The sequence below is a fragment of the Candidatus Chordibacter forsetii genome, assembly GCF_964187505.1.
Lineage (GTDB): Bacteria > Verrucomicrobiota > Verrucomicrobiia > Opitutales > Seribacteraceae > Chordibacter > Chordibacter forsetii.
The window spans coordinates 20,735-38,717 of sequence record NZ_CAXLML010000179.1 but is presented as its reverse complement, the minus strand read 5'-3'; the positions used below and the strand labels follow the sequence as shown (position 1 = coordinate 38,717).

The window sequence follows — 17,983 nt, the reverse complement described above, 5'->3', positions numbered from 1 at the left end:
TAGTTTGACCAATAAGAAAGAAAAAATTCGTTTATGTGGACAAAAATAGATTAATCAACAATTGAAAAACAAGTTATGTGGTTTTTATTTCTTTCTTATTGATTCTAAATAATCCCAAAAACTTTGATGATTTTCTACAACTGATTCATCTGAAGATGGTAGATTACAACGGACCATAAAATCCTGAAAAGAATTTTTTTCCAAAATGAATTGGCAGTGAAGAGCAGGTCCATTCTGTTCAAAGTAAATTCTTAAATCATCAATTCTTATTCTGTGGTAAGTCATACCTTTGCGGCTAAACCTGCTTACATTCTCATTCTTATTTGTTAAGATATCTGTAGAAAGAGAACTTAATTTTTCAACTAAAACAAGTTGTTCGTTTTGTGATAACCCGGACATAGCATCCAGGCTTTGTGTGGAAAAAGTAACTTGTCTCATTGTATTGTTTTGATCTTTCGGAAGAGGCTGAGCAATTTCAACTGTAAAAATGGATTAGGTTGAACGGATTTAATCCTTCTCGAAACTCAGTCTCATGATATACAAGTAAATAAAATTATGCAAAATTCCGAACAAGAACTGGAAGAAGCTAAGACTGTTCTACGAAAAGAAGCCATCGCTATACAGGAAATAGCGAATCGTCTGCATTCTGATGCGTTTTGCAAATCAATTGATATACTTTTTGAAACCCACGGGAAAATTGTTATTACGGGTATTGGGAAATCGGGACATGTGGGTAAAAAAATGGCGGCAATGCTTTGTAGTACAGGCTCACCAACCGCATACCTCCACCCATCTGAAGCAGTGCATGGAGATTTGGGAATTCATCAAGAAGGCGACCCAGTTATTTATTTGTCAAATAGTGGTACAACCCCAGAGTTGATATATTTAGAGCCCGTATTTAGAGCACGAGGAGCAAAAATAATTGGTATTCTTGGTCAAATAAATAGTCCTCTTGCAGACAAAGTGGATGTTTTACTTGATGCATCCGTTTGTGAGGAGGCGGACCCCCTAGGCATTGTACCAACATCAAGCTTTATAGCAGCGTCAGCACTTGGAGATGCATTGGGAGCTGCTCTTATGAAAAGAAGAAATTTTGATAAAAACGAATATGCAAAAACGCATCCGGCTGGGCAACTAGGTAGAAATTTGATTCTTCGTGTTAAAGATGTTTTTCACAAATTAGACAAAGTGGCTTTAATTACAAAAGAGACTCGAATTAAAGAAGTAGTTATTGAAATGTCCAAACACCCTTTAGGGGCTGCATGTGTTTTGGAAAATGAAAAATTAGTCGGTATTGTAACAGATGGCGATTTAAGAAGGGCACTTCAGAATACTGAAGATTTAATTAATAAGAAGGTTGGTAAAATTATGACGGAGCAACCGCAAGCAATCTCTCCAGGTGAAACTCTTGGATATGCCCTAAGTGCTATGGAAAAAAGAAACCCTTCGCCAATATCAATACTTCCTGTGGTCGATCCAATAGACCTAAAATTGTTGGGTCTAATTCGTTTACATGATATTCTTGGAAATTAAATTCTGATGATCAAGAAAAAGCTTTTTCCCCTTACTTTATTTCTTCTTTTGCTAACATGCTTGGCATATCTTGCATTTCAATTAAACCGTACATTTCAAGAGTATAGACACTGGAAGACCCGTGAGTCTGTTTTAGAAAAAGAACTAGAAGTTCTAAAAGAAGAGGCACGTGGACACCAAGAGTTTTTGGATCGATTGCGGAGAAATCCTGATTTTCAGGATGAGGTTGCAAAAAAAGAATTAGGTTATGGAAAACCCGACGAATGGCTGTATCGATTTCCTTCAGAAAACAAAAATTAATTTAATAAGTTGAGTTCAAATTTAATAGACGAAAAGAAAATAAAAGATTCGTTCGCTTTAATCGGACAAGAACAAATCTTTAGGTTTTGGGATGATTTAAATAAAACTGAAAGAAGCATTTTATTAGATCAACTGATAAAAATTGACCCCCTTGAATGCAAGGGTGCTTGGGAAGAAATTAATTTCTCAACCCCTCCTGCCCTCAACCCTCAACCCCCTAATGCAATAAATTCTACTGACCCCTTGGATTCAGCGTTGGTTTCAATGCATGAAAGCGGGGAAGAAATGCTAGCTAAAGGAAAGGTTGCCGCATTTACAGTCGCGGGCGGGCAGGGCACACGCCTTGGATATAATGGACCTAAGGGTACTTTTCCGTGTACTCCCATAAAAAAGTATTCACTGTTTCAACATTTCGCAGAGAGCTTATCTTTTTTTACTAAACGGTTTGGTAAATGCCCTAGGTGGTTTATCATGACGAGCCATGAAAACCATGCTCAAACAAAACAGTATTTTGAAAGAAACCAATTTTTTGGGTTAGATAAAAACAGAATAACTTTTTTTCAACAAGGCATGATGCCCGCATTCAGTATGGATGGAAAAATGTTGCTTCAAGAAAAGAACCAATTGGTTATGAGCCCAAACGGGCACGGTGGAAGTTTGAAGGCTCTTGTCGAATCCGGTTCCATTGCGCTTATGGAGGAAGAAGAGATAGATTGTATCAGTTATTTTCAAGTAGATAATCCGATGGTATATTGTATGGATCCAACTTTTATTGGCCTTCATAAGGCTGGTGGATCAGAGATGTCCTCAAAGGCTGTGAAGAAGTTAAGTCCCAAGGAAAGGGTAGGTACTTTTGTACAAATTGGAGAAACCCTTCAAGTAATGGAGTACAGTGATATCCCTCCCCAAATATCTAGCGAAAAACTAAAGAATGGTAGTTTGCGGTTCGGTCTTGGAAGCATTGCGATACATTTACTTGAGCGTAATTTTGTTAACAGAGTTGCGGGTTCAAAAAAAATCAAAAGACAGGGACTCAAATATCATGGAGCCCACAAAAAAGTTTGCTGTTTAGATAATAAGGGCTCACGAGTTGACCCTCAAAAACCAAATGCTATAAAAGCAGAAACTTTTGTTTTTGATGCCCTGCCGTTGGCACATAATCCTTTACTTATGGAGATAAATCGAAAGGAGGAGTTTGGCCCTATTAAAAATCCGACAGGATCAGATTCTCGTGCTTCATCCGAAAAATTACAAATTTCTCGAAATCAACGATGGTTAAAAGTCCTTGGAGAGGTTGGGAAATTAAACAAGGTCGAAATTTCACCACTTTTTGCACCAACTCTACCTTTTTTTTTAGAACAAACATCTAAATTTCCTATAGACCCAAAAAAGCTTTCAAAAGACTCAGCCCTAATCGAATTACAGAATACTAAATAATTTAATATATAATTACCTTACAATGATAAAAGAAAAATTAGAGACCGCGGTAAAAGACGGAAATCTATTGGCAACAACTGAACAAAATATAAACGAATTTTTGAGTTTAGATCCTTGCCCAGAATGGGTATCCCTTGGATTGGAAGAGCTAATTAATAGCAATAATTGGGAAGAGCTTAATGATCGTTTTCATCAAAATTTGGCTTTTGGTACTGGAGGAATGAGAGGGCGTACGATCGGAAAAACTATAACCTCCACAGAAAGGGGTTCCAGTAAAGACGGAGAAACACCTGCTTATGCTTGCGTGGGAAGCAATACCTTAAATGAATTTACCTTACTCCGTGCAACGAAAGCACTCTACAACTATTTAAACAAATGGATGCAACAACGAGGAATTCTCGAACAACCACGTTTAGTAGTCGCTTATGATGTCCGTCATTTTTCTCCAAAATTTTCAGAAATTGTATCTAAAGCATGGGTTAAAATGGGTGGTTATGCTATGGTGTTTGACGGTCCAAGGTCCACCCCTCAATTAAGTTTTACTGTTCGTCATCGTTATGCTCATGCCGGAGTGGTAATTACTGCAAGCCACAACCCTTTTCACGATAATGGCTTTAAAGCATACTTTGGTGATGGTGCTCAATTGGTGCCTCCTCATGACCATGGAGTTGTCGAGGAATACAACCGGATAAATTTATCTGAAGTTTCGAATTGGTTACAAGAAGATGGACTTACAGGTGTAGAAGTAGCAGTCTTACCAACACAAGACGATATGGCTTACAAGGGAGCACTGGAAGATGCTGTCTTAAATCCCGACTTACTCAAAACCAACGCGCCTAAAATTGTCTTTACTCCAATTCATGGTACCGGTGCCATATCGTCTGTACCCGCTTTATGGGATCATGGTGTGCAAGTTGCTTTGGTCGATGAGCAAAGTAAAGAGGATGCAAATTTTTCCACTGTTCAATCACCTAACCCTGAAAACTCGGAAGCTCTTTTACTTGGAATAAAAGTAGCTAAAAAGACAAAATCACCTTATGTCTTTGGGAGTGACCCAGACTGTGATCGTATCGGAGTTGCTGTAGAAGAAAGTAAAGGAAGTTTTACTTTCCTAACCGGAAACCAAGTCGCTTGTATACTTGCTGAGTATCGACTACTGGCTCTTAAACATCAGCAAATCTTACGCGATGATAATGGAGAAGGTTTTGCACTCATTAAAACTTTTGTTACCTCTCCCTTGGTAACTAAGATTGCAACAGGCTTTGGTGTTCGCTGTATAAACACACCGACTGGGTTCAAGTGGATGGCTCAAAAAATGCTAAAATATGAGGAGCAAGCTCAAACTAGAATACAGGAGGAGGAGGGGATAGGATTGGATTTTGATAGTACTGAACTGTTTACTCGAATGGATATTCTATCAAGGTATTCTACCTGTACTGTGTTGGCTGCAGAAGAAAGCTATGGTTATTTGCCCTTGGATCTAGTTCGTGACAAAGATGGCAATGCATCTTCTTTGGCAATAGCTGAAGCCTTTGCATACATGGACTCAACGGGAACCAACCCTTTAAAATTTCTCGATACCATCTACCAAAAATATGGTTATCATCAGGAAAAAACAGAAAATATTTATTTTGAAGGAGCGGAAGGAAGTGCAACGATTTCTAAATTGGTAGAAAGTTATCGTAAAAATCCTTTAAAAAAGGTGGAAAGCTTTAAGGTTTCAAAAAACAAGGATTTTTCAGAGGAAGGTTTTATTGATGAAGACGAAGAGCTTTTGCCAAAACAAAATTTTATCCAAATTTCTCTCGATAACGATTTTACTATTGCGATTCGACCAAGTGGTACTGAGCCCAAGATAAAATATTACCTGTTTGGCTGTGCTGAGCCAAGGTCAACTGATTTAGAGGCTACTAAAAAGTCTGTATCGGAAAGCCTTGAAACAATCGGGGCATGGTTGGTAGAAGACGCACACCAAAGAGTCGGAAAAAAATAAATTTGTAGTTAATTTATTAAACCAATAGTGAGGCAGGGTTTTCCAAAAGCCCTGCAAGGGTTTGAAGAAAACGAGCCCCTACCGCTCCATCAACCAAACGATGGTCACAACTGAGCCCAAGCTTCATAGTCTCTCCACTGCGTATAGAACCATCTTTCCCTACAACTGCCTTAGGTACACTGGCTCCAACCGAAAGAATGGCAGCGTTGGGTGGGTTGATTATGCCACTAAAGAAATCAATTCCAAACATACCAAGATTGGTCACAGTAAAGGTAGACCCACTCATTTCATCAGGAGTAAGCTTTTTATTACGAGACTTATGAATCAAGGATTTTGCTTCTCTAGATATATTTTTTAAATTAAGAGAATCAGCTTTACGGATTACGGGAGTAACTAACCCGTCGTCTACAGCAACACCGAAGGCTAAATGGACATCTCCATGAAAGATAATTTCATTTTCTCCCCAAGATGTATTAATTTCAGGAACCAAAGGAATAGCAGATGCACATGCTAAAAGAATTAAATCATTTATACTAACTTTCTCTGTGGCAGTTTCATTAGCAACCGACTCTAACCTTCGATTTATCGATTGTCTGGCAAGACCTAGAGGTTCAGAATTAATTTCTTTTTGGAGATAGAAATGTGGAATTGTGGTCTTTGATTCGAGTAGTCGCTTTGCGATTACTGAACGCATTTTACTAATCGGAATTTTCTTAGACTGAAGAAGATTAGGGCTCAAAGAGGTAGACGTTTCTTGGCTAGAAGGTAAAACAGAAGGAAAATCGCCACCTAAATCCTTTTTGGTAATCCGACCATGTGGTCCGGACCCTTTTATTTTTAGAAGGTCTATATTCTTTTCTTTGGCAATTTTTTTGGCGAGCGGAGAAGCCAAGATACGACCTGTGGGTTCCTTGGTTGCATTAAAATCTGTTGAAAGAGATGGAGTGGTTTTCTCTTCCTCAGGAGTTTTTTCAGCGGATAATTCAGGCTTGTTGAGTTTATCTGTCTCAGTTTTTGCTATGCTAGGCTCGGTGGGCGAGTCTTCAAAAACCGGTAATTGCTCACCTTGTTCTCCAACGACAGCTAATGGTTTACCAATTTCAACCTCGTCCCCCTCTTTAGCTAAAAGCTGCAAAAGTACACCATCGTCAAAATTTTCAAGCTCCATGGTTGCCTTGTCAGTTTCAACTTCAGCTAAAATGTCTCCATTGGAAACCTCATCACCGACTTGTTTATGCCACTTGACAACTGTTCCCACAGTCATGGTGTCACTGAGCTTAGGCATTTCTATTATCGTACTCATTTAGCTTTAAAGGAGTTCCATTGCTTTTGCCAAAACACGGTCGTGATTTGGAATTTGAAAGTTTTCTAATGCCTTACTGTATGCTTGAGGTACATCGATAGCTGATATTCTTTTGACAGGGGCGTCCAGGTGATCAAAAGCGTGTTCTTGGATTAGGAATGCGATTTGGGCATCAACTCCGCAGAATGGCTTATTTTCTTCAACCAATAAGACACGATTGGTTTTTCTAACTGTTTCAAGTATGGCTTCCAGGTCGAGAGGTCTGATAGATCTTAAATCTAACACCTCCACGGAAACACCGTGTTTTTCCTGTAAAGTTTCGGCAACTTGTAAGGCAACCTGAACAGATCTACCATGAGCAATAATAGAGAGATCATTTCCTTCACAGGCAACACGGGCTTTTCCAAGAGGAATGATAAAATTTTCATCTTCGGGGACTTCACCTTTGAGGTTATAGAGAATGGTGTTTTCCATTACGCAAACGGGGTCATTGTCCCGTATGGCAGCTTTCATCATTCCTTTAGCATCTGCGGGTGTTGAAGGACAAATAACCTTTAAACCCGGAGTGTTGGCGGCAAAATTCTCTGGAGTATGCGAATGAGTCGCCCCGACATTAGTGCCACCGTTTGCTGGGCCTCGGAATACGATGGGTACATTAACCAAGCCACCTGACATGTAACGAACACTGGCCGCGTTATTAAAAATCTGATCAAAAGCAACATAAGAAAAGCTCCAAAACATAAACTCGACAACCGGCCTCATGCCCATCATAGCTGCCCCAACAGCTAAGCCTGAAAAGGCTGCCTCGCTAATTGGAGTATCAATGATCCTTTCGGAGCCGAACTTTTCAAGCAACCCCTCAGAAACTTTGTAGGAGCCCTTGAATTGAGCCACCTCTTCGCCCATTAGAACGACATTGGAATCCCTAGAAATTTCTTCAGAAAGAGCTTGGTTTAATGCTTCTCGATAAGTGATCTCGGCCATTTTTTGTATAAAATTGGTTATCTAGAGGACTCGAAAAATATGGTGCCAGAAGAACTTTTCTGTTCAGGGTTATCAGTTTCCCAATAAACATCATCCATTAGTTCAGAAACATCAGGAAACGGGCTGGCTAATGCAAATTCGGCAGAAGCTTCAGCTTCATCTTTGGCAGCCTTATCCAAAGCCTGAATTTTATCATCTGTCAAAACGCCTTCTTTTAGGAGTGTGTCGCGGAACAAATTTATAGGATCTTTATTTTGTTTATATTCTTCGATCTCTTCTTTACTCCTGTAGGTCTGGTCAGGATCGGCGACCGAATGGCCACGATATCTGTAGGTCACAATTTCCAAAACGGAAGGCCGAGAGTTTTCTCTGGCCCTGGAAAGTGCCTTGTGTATGGCAGATCTAACCTCATACAAATCGTGACCTTGATGAACTGACCAATCTATATCAAAAGCTTCACCTCTACGGGCAAGTGGTTCGCCAGCAGAGTGCCTGGATTCCGAGGTGCCCATGGAATATCCATTATTTTCGATTACATAAATGACCGGCAGGTTCCAAAGTGAAGCCAAATTAAGGGATTCATAAAATGATCCTTGGTTGGTAGCCCCGTCCCCCATAAAACACAAGCAGGCACCTTTTGTTCCCTTGGTTTTTAGTGCGTATGCCATTCCAAGTCCAAGGGGGGTTTGTCCCCCAACAATTCCGTGACCGCCCCAAAAGTTTTTATCAGGAGCGAAAAAATGCATGGACCCACCTTTTCCTTTAGAACATCCTGTTTTTTTACCGTATAGCTCGGCCATACATTCATCCATTTCCATGCCTACAGCTATGGCATGTCCGTGATCCCGATAGGCAGTGATAACATGATCATCCTGTGACATTACGGAAACACTGCCTACAGCAACTGCCTCTTGACCAATATAAAGATGAAGAAATCCTCCAATGTGGCCTTGTTGGTATGCACGAAGAGAACGTTCTTCGAATCGACGAATTCGGAGCATTTGGGAAAAGAACCTTATTTTTTCTTCTGCCTCAAGAGAATGATTAATGGAGGCCTTAGAAAAGTCGTTTTCGTTGGGTAAGGGCACGGCAGTAGGGGAAGGCTCGGTTGAGCCATCTCCTTTCTGTATGTCTGCGTCGTGGTATATACTTTCCATAAAATAGGATAAAATTAACGACCTTCCTTTATGTACTGAGTGGGGTTGGCTTCAATCTCTAAATTAGGAATGCCTTTGGAGCAATCTGTACGAACACCCCAAAAACCTTCGTCCTTACGATCGTAAAAAGGCCATACAAGCTTGTGGTCAGAGGGGGGAATGGAAAGACTTTCAATTTCCTTCCGACTAAAAAAATTAAAATATCCTTCATCTATTTCGTTAGGTAAATCTTCTAAAATAGGCAAACAATCGAATAAAAACATTAACCAGTGGCCATTACCTTCATAGGACTTTTCAGATACATATCCAAATAAGTTCAAGTCTTGATCGCACAAATTTAACCGAGTTTCTTCATAAGCTTCTCTTTTTGCACATTCATAAGGAGATTCTCCTGTCGTCATTTCCAATTTTCCACCAGGGGGACTCCAAGTGCCTATGTTGGGAGGCTTTTTTCTTTTAATCAGCAAGATACGATCAGCGGGATCTCTTATAAACAATAGGCAGGAAATCTTAAAGAACATAGAGAAAAGTCTTGTTTACAGGATAGTTGTAATGAATGGTATAGTCCTAACGAAAACCCAAGCGAACCCAATGAAAATATTTTCACTTACCCTCTTCATTGCCTTCATACATTGCCAACTATTTTGTCAAGTAGACGGGCAAGAGATCGACAAAGTTATTAAGCTAGACGGAAAAATTAGTGTTTCTCAAGATTCTGAACGGTGGCTTAAGATTTCCGTTCCTTTTCTCATTAATGAACATCCCGACCTCTTGAATATGCAAGGTAAGAGGCCTGAAACAATAGAAGAGATGTTCAATCCTTTATTTTTGAATAATCTTAAAATTAGAATATGGATTAGTTTTCTTAATGAATTTAAAAGAAAAGAATTTAGGGGAGATAGAAAAGATGTTCGATATTTTGATTATTACAGCGCAGAAATTGAGTGTCTGAGCATAGAGATTGATAGAAAAACTAAAAAAGCAGAATTCCTTTTTCCAGCAACGATAGCTAAAAAATGTGAATTAGGAAATTACCCAAAGTTAACCGGATATGTATTGGAGTTTTCCCGAAATGGAGAAACATTTGAAGTGTCAGATCAAACTAGTTTTTTAAATTACGATAAAGATGAATATTTAGAGAAGTATCGAATGGAGGCACTTAATAAATCATCATCGAATGAAGGAATACTTATTCCCGGTTATACAATTAATGACATATACCTTAAGGATTTAGGACCCGTTTTGAGGAAATAACCTTAAAGATAAACCCCCCTCTCATTTATTCTGCCTCAAAGTAAGATGGCAAAAATAGAAGAAACAATATTTAATTTAGGTAGTTCGCATTTGTCTGCCTGGAAAGTTCTAAGAAAGGATGATAAACTCTTCCTTGACACTTTTAGTTATACTGATTTTCCACCAACAAACGGAGATGAAGATGCCTGGATATCTGAGGTGGAGGTTGCTCTCGCAGATTTGTGTCGAGAAAAAAGCTTAAAGGGAGAGGCTAGTTTCATACTCCCTGGAAATGTTCTGCTATCTAAAACATTAAGAGTTCCGAAGGTAGAATTGGATAAGCAAAAGAAAGTTGTCGCATTCGAACTTTCTCAAAAAATGCCTTTTCCTTTAGAAAATTTATTATGGGATTTCATGGTTATTGATGACGATGGAATTGAACAAGAGATTCTAAGTTTTGCAATTAAACCAGAAGTGGTTGAAAAATTGATACAAGTAATATTCCGTTGTGGTATAATACCAAAATTATTCACGCCAGGATCTGCCCTTGATTATCACGCGATACAAGAAGCTGATGGAAATGAACAATTAGAAGACAGTTTGTTTATAAATTTTGGAAGTAAAACAACAAACCTTACATTTATAAGTAGTTCTGGATTTCTTTTAAGAAGTTTAAGCTTTGGTGGTAGCCAATTAACAGAAGCTTTGGCTTCTGCATTTGGAATAACTTACTCAAAAGCAGAAGATTTAAAATTGAAAGATTCAACGGGAGAAAAGGCATATAATGACGAAGATCCTTCATTTACAACCCTGCAGGTAACAAATGAAAACTTTCTAAATAAATATATGCAGGAAATCTCCCGATCAATTGTAACCTACAAACGATTAAAGAAAGGTAAATTACCGACAAATTTAATTATTACTGGCCGTACAATTAAAAGCAAAAGGATTGTGGAGACTTTAAGCGAGACACAGCAACTTGGAATTAAATATTTCGATCCATATTCCCAACTTGAAATATCTCCAAATATTGAAAAATCATTTTGTAACGAATTACCTTACATAGGAAGCGAATTATTAGGACTCACAAAGCAATTGTTAAATCAAAATGATCGACCTGTTCTTAACCTTATGCCAAAGGGTAAGGCGCAACAGCTAGAATCAAAGAAAAAATTACCATGGATGATTGCTCTGGCGTTTGTAGTATCATTAATGCCATTACCTTGGTACCTAAATTTAGTGAATCAAGAAGTAACCTTAATTCAAGAAATTGAAAGTGTAGAAGACGAAATTAAGCACTCTAATGATGAATTAACAGTGTCGAAATCAAGAAATAAAACGCTTAATTTATTACAAGAAATTAATCGTAGAGCGAGTGTGAGGTTTAGCAAACTTTTCAAATTAAGTAAGCAAACCACAAATATACAGCAATTCATAAACGATTTACAATCCGTATTTGATAGAAATGTAAATGACAACGCATGGATCGATGAATTAAAATTTAATACGATTAAATCATCCGTAACGAACACATCTCGAAATGAAGGCGTGCAACCAGCAGATATTAATGTGGTAAATATTGTCGGAAGATACCTAGTGAAATTAACTGTCGAAAATCTGGATTTAACTTTTGAGGACCGCAAAGATAAGCTGCTTGAAAATAACGGAATCAGGCAAGAAAGTATTACCAATTCATTTTCTGAAATCAATGGTGTTAGAAAAATTCGAAAAAAAGTTTTCTCAATTGAAGGTAAAGGCGATTTGTACAATAGACAGTTTACACATTTTGAGATTGAACTAGAAATTGATCTGTAAATGAAGCAAGTCCTATATATATTTTCCTTACCAGCTTTGTTGTTATGTGGACTTATTGTTTTGAGTTTAAACAAAACAAGTGAATTGGATCTGTTATCTAAAAATTTGGATGGCTATCAAAAAGAGTTATTTCAAATAAGAACAGACCTTAAATTAGAAATGCTCTTTTCTACAGACCTAAGAATTGCTGAAAGTGAATGGGAGCATTGGACTAAATTAGGCAAAAAAAATATTTTATTTTGGAATGAATTCTTAAATTCAATTAACAATTTACATACTTCACATACAACAAAATCCTCTTCAGTTATAAGTACTGAGATTAATAAATTACTCTCTTACTTAAATCGCTCTTGTAAGGGAAAGAATGTAACTTTTGATATACCCAATCAATTTGAAAATTCATTTTCTGATGCACCTATCGAAAAAAAAGAATCTTTTGGATTTGGATTTACCTCTTATGATGGCTTTTGGCCAAGTTTTGACAAAAGGGAAGCCAATACTATCTATATTCAATCCAAAATAATTAAGGAAGTTGTTCAGTATTACTTATCTTCCTTTGACTCTGAAAGTACAAATTTAATTTCTGTTAAAAGAGAGTCAGCAGGAAGCACTGACAGTCTTCACATACTAGACGATATTTTCTACCCTAAATCTGAATCAACTACACTGAGAAGCAGTAAATTAATTAAATCTTTTCTTTTTGAAATATCTTTTTCAGGTAAAACTAAAAATTGCCGATCTTTCATCAACCAGCTCCTTCCTCCATTTAGTTTGAGAAATTTGCATGTCAGTAGAAAAACAAGTAATACTGATCAAATTGAAAGTAATTTTGTAGAAACAAATTCTAATAATACTGATTCAGGCATTTTACCGATAATTAGAGACATAACATCGATTTTCACAATGGAAATTGAGTATGTATACGATGCCTCTAACGATCTATCGGGTTGGTTAACTGAAGAATTACGTCATTTCGACAATCCAACTAAATGTTCAGAACTTCTTAGTCTTCTAAAATAATAATCAGTGAAAATTAAGCATTTAGAAAAATATATATTATTACTTTCTTTTGTTGTATTAATTGTATTATTTACTTTATTTACAAATGTATCAACTCAGTCATCCTCTGTTGTATCCTCGAATCAAATTTTTTCGCTAAAAACTAAAAATGGAAAAACCTATTTTTCTTTAAACCGAGAAACTTCACTTATTCCCGGGGATTTTATTTATTTAAGTCAGGATGAAGAAAGCGATTGGAGCCCATATGAAATTAAAAGTATTCTTTTATTGGCCCGTCAGGAAATACAACTTTCCACCTCTTCTGGGGTTGTACATGGCACCACTCGCCAAGATGTTATTTTAGAAAAAAACTGGAAAAAATCACACGGTATTATTGCCCTTCGTGATGGCAAAAAAGTCTTCAATATTCAATATAACGATATATCAAGGATTACAGGCACCCTTTGGCTTTCAACTGATATTGACTCCAAAACAATTAAGAATAATCAAACTCAAGTATCTTTTTACCAACGAACTTTACCTGATGAGCCCATTATTACGGAAATTGACAAATTAAAATGGACTAATCCTGTAAGCGATGAAAATTCTACACCTTATGATTTATTTACTCCTCCAATCATTTATATTCATAATGGAGATTTAACAACAAGACTCCCTGAGAAAGAGATAAAAACTGAGAAACTTGAGCCTTTTGGACTTACTCTTACTAAAGTTTCAAAATCTGAATACCCTTTAATTCTTAAAAGTTGGGTTGGAGAAACTCCTTATTTTGAAGACCTCACGGCCAACGGCTCTTCAAATCTTGGCAAAGTGGTTCGTAATCGGGTTGAACTTGGCAAAGCTTACAAGCGAGATTTGTCGCGCAAACCCGGGCAACCCTCCCTTATACAATGTGACGATAATGACTCACAGAAAATGTTCATTGTTCAACATTTCGTTGTCCAGCAATATCGAAACCCTCAAACTGGGGGGCTTAGACCCGTAGGGCGTGCGATGATTAAAGATTTTCAACTTGGAGGAAGCGCTTTTGAAATCAATACTTTAATGACTAAAGTTTTCGCTGGTAATTATACTTTTCATTTCCTCGCTAATTTACCCAATCTTTCTCCGCAAGAATTTTCTTTTGAAAGTTCATCTGTTGATTCTACTTTTGACTACGGGGGGAGGGTTTACAGAATTTCTTCAGCAAATTATGAAGATAGCTCCCTGGTGGTAACAAAAGAAGACCCAAGACAAGCTGAAATATTTACCAAAACTTTTTCATTTTAAAAGGTATCTAAACTGCGTCTTTTATAGATTGACCCGACGAGTTTTCTGTATGGAATAATTTATTACTATATTGCTCTACCTAAAGACCTTTGACTGCCCTGTAATGCTTTTTGGATTTCTAAGATTATTCTATCAAATTTTGCCTTTGCCGGCAGTGTTTTTATTTTTCTCTGTTTGTATTCCATATCTACTAGGAGCACAAAGCTTGCCCATGATTGAGTTGCCGGAGCAAGCACCGCCTCCTTTGTTACAAAAAAGCCTCACACCTATCAAGGCGAGTGATCTTGGACCTAATACAAACTTGGTTATTCTCTTAGATCAAATTCGAACTTTAACTCAAGACGGACGACTCGTAGAGGCTCAAAAAATTGCCAGTGCGGCACTAGCAAACATTTCTGAAATAGAACAAAATGAGTTTTATCTGCGCCAGATCAAATCTGAAGAAACAAAACTTTATTTTAAACTAGCAAACTCATCGATGCTACAAAAGGAATACTCACAAGCTAGTAAATATATTGAAAAATATCGGGCTAATGTCGCCGAAGAGCTTGCAAGCAGAAAGCTTCGTAGAGAAATTAAAACAGAGTTAAGTCAATCTCAAGATGTAAGTTTAGTAGGTCGTTTGGTGGAAGAATTGGATCAGGCCAAAAAAGACCTTGTTCAAATACGTGCCAAAACCGGACTGCCCAAGAATGATGCTCAACCTGATCTAGATCGGCTAGTGGAGGAAGAAAAAGCCCAAATGCGAAGATCTCTGCTTGGTGCAGAAAATCTTTTACGTAAAGCGAGGTTTGATTCTTCGCAGGGTAGGTATGAGCTTGCCGATGAACAATTAGATGAGGCACTAGGACTACTCAGTCCCAGTGCGGGTACAATTGCTCTAATCAGTGACCTTTACAAAGCGAAGCAGCAGGTTATCTGGTATAAAGTCGGAGAGGCTATGCTTAAGGGGAAAGTTGCTGAAGTACAGGAGCTTACTCTTATCTATCGTGAAACCGAGGAATCGCGCAGAAAAGTAGAAACCAACACTTTGGGTGTATCTGCAGAAATTGATTTTGATGCTGAGATTCGTAAGGCGAATCAAAAAAACAAAGAACAAGCCAAATTTGCCGAGGAAATGCTAGATGAATCTAAGGATTTAATCCAAAAAAAAGAATACGATCGAGCTGAAAAGATATTGCTTAAAATATCGAATTTTTTGGAACCAAGTACTTTGACTTGGCCCCTCATTTTGGAAGCATCGCTTATCAAAAATCGCATTAACCTATCTAAGGCCAACGACGCACGTGAAGATAAAGACTGGGACAAGGCTCAAAAACTTCTTGATGAGTTCCGAACGGGTTTTTATTCAGATCGTAATATTCAGGGAGACACTTTGACTTACGGTAGGCCTGGCTTAAAGGCAACGGATGGCGACGATGCCGTTAGCGATGAGTTGGGCCTTGCTGACAAGGAACAAGACAAAATTAATGTAGATAAGAGCGATCCGTTCCAACGAGATATCACTGAGTTTACTCCAGATTGGAAAGAAAACCAGGAACAATTACGTGAACTTCTTATGAGAGCAAAGGTTCAATTTATTAACGGAGATCTGACTGGTGCCACTGAAACCTATCGTGCAATTGAAACTCGATACAGTGACAATTTTGAAGCTAAGGAAATGCTCAAAAGAATTTCCCAGATGCGTCAACAGGAGAGCTACTTGGGATATATTAAAACTCGCCAAGAAATGTTAGAGGAAATCGAACGCGAGTGGGAACGCCCCAAAGTTTTTGATCGTCAAATTGAAAAAACACAGGAAGTGGAAGAGGGGCCGAGTAATATAGAGGCCAAACTCAAACTAATCGAAATTCCAGGTGCAGATTTTTTCAACTCTCCTTTATCTGAGGCGATGACTGAATTACAAAGACAAGCGAGGCTTTTTGATTTAACCGAGCCCGACCCTGCCAAAAAAGGGTTGAATATTATACCTCTTATCGGCGAGGAAGAAGAGCCAACTGTTAATATCAAGCTTAACTCCATGCCTTTAGGTAAAATGATTGAATTTATTACTGAAATGGTGGGATGGACCTTTGATGTTAGATCCGATGCGGTGGTCATTCAAAAGACAGGTGGTTCATTTAAAGGACGTCCACTGGAAACTGAATTTTATCAAATGGCACCGGGCACTCTGCAGCGTTTAACCGGAAGTAGCGGTGGCGGACAAGCGGATGCAGATCCTTTCGCAGATCCTGGAGCCGGAGCTGGTGGTGGAGGAGATGATGGTATTCAAATCCGTGCCTTTTTAGAAAATACTGGCATCCCCTTTATCGATGCGAAGGGTCATAAATTTGCCTTTGATGGATTCCAAATGATTATAACGCATGAAAGGCGTTTTTTGGATTTGATCGAGCGTATCCTTTCTAAACTGGATGAAGAATCCAGTAAGCAGGTGGAAATTGAAGCCAAGTTTTTGGAAGTTCAGGAAGGTGCCCTGGATGAGATTAGCTTTGATTGGCAATATTCTTGGGGAAATGCTAGTCCAGTTTATGGCCCCGAAGGTTTACCCCAAGTCGACTCTAGGGGTAGATATTCCAGAAGTTACGAAAGAGTTGTTTCAGGCAACACTCGAACTTTAGCAACTGCTCATTCGCCAACCGGCACTTCCAGAGACACCGTTATAAGCATGCCTGATAATCCCGACGCTAGCATGAATCTTTCGAATCCGTTACCTAATTTTCCTGGTAAGATTCCTATTGGAGCAGGGGTATCACCTCTTACAAACTTTACTAGCAGCCAGGAGGGAACAATTGGGGGCGATGGAATGATCATTGGAAGTAGCCAAGCTTCGCTCATGATCAGTGCATTGAAACGTAAACAAGGAACTGACTTGTTAAGTGCTCCCCGCGTTACAGTTATGGACGGACAGTCCGCAACCATTACCGTGGCTCAGGAATTTATTTACCCAATCGATTATGAGTTACCAGAACCCCCACAACCACCCGGGGGAGACGCCGGTGGGAACGGGGGAATTACCCTGGTGTCTGCCAAACCAGTTTTTGATGTTGTTAACCCGCCCGATGAACAACCTGGTTTTAGGGAGGTTGGAGTCGTTTTAAATGTTACCCCTACTATCGAAAAGTATAACTCCATTAATTTAAGATTAACCCCAAAAGTCACAGAGTTTGATGGTTTTATTGAATATGGTGGCAACAACGCAGTCATAGGTTCTGCTGGCGGTGGCGGTTCTCCTCCATTAATCATTCAGCCTTCAGGTGCTCTTATGCCTATATTTTCGGTACGAAAAGTGGATACTCAGGTCAGTATATTTGATGGTGCAACGGTAATTATTGGTGGATTGACTCGCGAAGAAGTTAAAACCGTAAATGATAAAATTCCCGTGCTGGGTAACTTGCCTTTGATTGGAAAACTTTTCCAATCAAACGCCGAGAGTTATCAAAAAAGAAACCTGCTTATTTTTGTTAGTGCGAGTATTGTTTCAAAGGGGGGATCTCCTGTTCGTGAAGTCATTCAAAACATTGGTCCTCAATCTATTTTTAAAGATCCAGTCATCCTAACCCCCACTGGTACTATTCGTAGAACCTTCAAGGATGATGATTTGGTGGAAAATTGAGTTCTTGATAAACTAGTATAGATTCTGTGCTGTAATTAAAATTTATTATAAATATTATAATTTTATTAAATAAATTGCACAAATTATCCAATATTGATAGATTAGAATATGTCTTTTAATCCCAAGAAAATACGAGAGTGTTTTCAGAGCTTAACGACCTTTTCGAACTGGGCTTTTTTGGGTCTACTTATTACGGTTTCCGGTTACTTTTTATTTAAGCAAACCGAAAAAAGAATAGTCCAACAACCTGTTTCCGCATCTAGTAAGGTTACAAGGGGTCCCGTTTCTTTTGAGCAAAAATTAGAGTCTTCTAGTACTATACCGAG

At 38.4% G+C, this 17,983-nt stretch carries 14 protein-coding genes; 9 read left to right on the top strand and 5 right to left on the bottom strand.

The window, feature by feature from the left end:
• Nucleotides 1-84: 84 nt before the first annotated feature.
• Nucleotides 85-438 (bottom strand): cytotoxic translational repressor of toxin-antitoxin stability system, encoded by a 354-nt coding sequence (locus ACKPQ4_RS07710; RefSeq protein ID WP_407680608.1) that lies wholly within the window; start codon nt 436-438, stop codon nt 85-87.
• Between the two features lie 117 nt (nt 439-555).
• Here ACKPQ4_RS07710 and ACKPQ4_RS07705 point away from each other — a divergent pair, with 117 nt between their 5' ends.
• Genes ACKPQ4_RS07705 through ACKPQ4_RS07690 form a run of 4 tightly spaced genes read left to right on the top strand, consistent with a single transcriptional unit; the run spans nt 556 to nt 5,263 of the window.
• Nucleotides 556-1,533, top strand: coding sequence for a KpsF/GutQ family sugar-phosphate isomerase (locus tag ACKPQ4_RS07705; RefSeq protein ID WP_407680607.1), 978 nt, complete (start codon nt 556-558; stop codon nt 1,531-1,533).
• A 6-nt stretch (nt 1,534-1,539) separates the two neighbouring features.
• On the top strand, nt 1,540-1,833 hold the full coding sequence (locus tag ACKPQ4_RS07700) for a septum formation initiator family protein (protein WP_407680606.1): 294 nt from the start codon (nt 1,540-1,542) through the stop codon (nt 1,831-1,833).
• Nucleotides 1,834-1,842: 9 nt separating this feature from the next.
• Nucleotides 1,843-3,270: a UTP--glucose-1-phosphate uridylyltransferase gene (locus tag ACKPQ4_RS07695; protein WP_407680605.1), complete on the top strand. Its 1,428-nt coding sequence runs from the start codon at nt 1,843-1,845 to the stop codon at nt 3,268-3,270.
• A gap of 22 nt (nt 3,271-3,292) precedes the next feature.
• The gene (locus ACKPQ4_RS07690) at nt 3,293-5,263 is read left to right on the top strand and encodes a phospho-sugar mutase (RefSeq protein WP_407680604.1); all 1,971 of its coding nucleotides are present in this window, start codon (nt 3,293-3,295) and stop codon (nt 5,261-5,263) included.
• Nucleotides 5,264-5,279: 16 nt separating this feature from the next.
• Here the strand turns inward: ACKPQ4_RS07690 and ACKPQ4_RS07685 are convergent, their stop codons facing one another.
• Genes ACKPQ4_RS07685 through ACKPQ4_RS07670 form a run of 4 tightly spaced genes read right to left on the bottom strand, consistent with a single transcriptional unit; the run spans nt 5,280 to nt 9,228 of the window.
• Nucleotides 5,280-6,566 (bottom strand): dihydrolipoamide acetyltransferase family protein, encoded by a 1,287-nt coding sequence (locus ACKPQ4_RS07685; RefSeq protein WP_407680603.1) that lies wholly within the window; start codon nt 6,564-6,566, stop codon nt 5,280-5,282.
• 6 nt (nt 6,567-6,572) lie between these two features.
• On the bottom strand, nt 6,573-7,550 hold the full coding sequence (locus ACKPQ4_RS07680; RefSeq protein WP_407680602.1) for an alpha-ketoacid dehydrogenase subunit beta: 978 nt from the start codon (nt 7,548-7,550) through the stop codon (nt 6,573-6,575).
• A 17-nt stretch (nt 7,551-7,567) separates the two neighbouring features.
• Nucleotides 7,568-8,707, bottom strand: a complete 1,140-nt coding sequence (gene pdhA, locus ACKPQ4_RS07675) for a pyruvate dehydrogenase (acetyl-transferring) E1 component subunit alpha (protein WP_407680601.1) — start codon at nt 8,705-8,707, stop codon at nt 7,568-7,570.
• A 14-nt stretch (nt 8,708-8,721) separates the two neighbouring features.
• The gene (locus ACKPQ4_RS07670; RefSeq protein WP_407680600.1) at nt 8,722-9,228 is read right to left on the bottom strand and encodes an NUDIX hydrolase; all 507 of its coding nucleotides are present in this window, start codon (nt 9,226-9,228) and stop codon (nt 8,722-8,724) included.
• A gap of 70 nt (nt 9,229-9,298) precedes the next feature.
• Here ACKPQ4_RS07670 and ACKPQ4_RS07665 point away from each other — a divergent pair, with 70 nt between their 5' ends.
• The 5 genes from ACKPQ4_RS07665 to ACKPQ4_RS07645 all read left to right on the top strand — a co-directional run bounded on the left by ACKPQ4_RS07665 (nt 9,299) and on the right by ACKPQ4_RS07645 (nt 17,657).
• Complete coding sequence (locus tag ACKPQ4_RS07665) at nt 9,299-9,961, top strand: hypothetical protein (protein ID WP_407680599.1); 663 nt, start codon at nt 9,299-9,301, stop codon at nt 9,959-9,961.
• Between the two features lie 45 nt (nt 9,962-10,006).
• The gene (gene pilM / locus ACKPQ4_RS07660; RefSeq protein WP_407680598.1) at nt 10,007-11,755 is read left to right on the top strand and encodes a pilus assembly protein PilM; all 1,749 of its coding nucleotides are present in this window, start codon (nt 10,007-10,009) and stop codon (nt 11,753-11,755) included.
• Nucleotides 11,756-12,775, top strand: coding sequence for a hypothetical protein (locus ACKPQ4_RS07655; RefSeq protein ID WP_407680597.1), 1,020 nt, complete (start codon nt 11,756-11,758; stop codon nt 12,773-12,775).
• Nucleotides 12,776-12,781: 6 nt separating this feature from the next.
• Nucleotides 12,782-14,044: a hypothetical protein gene (locus ACKPQ4_RS07650; RefSeq protein ID WP_407680596.1), complete on the top strand. Its 1,263-nt coding sequence runs from the start codon at nt 12,782-12,784 to the stop codon at nt 14,042-14,044.
• A gap of 211 nt (nt 14,045-14,255) precedes the next feature.
• Nucleotides 14,256-17,657, top strand: a complete 3,402-nt coding sequence (locus tag ACKPQ4_RS07645; RefSeq protein ID WP_407680595.1) for a hypothetical protein — start codon at nt 14,256-14,258, stop codon at nt 17,655-17,657.
• Nucleotides 17,658-17,983 lie beyond the last annotated feature (326 nt).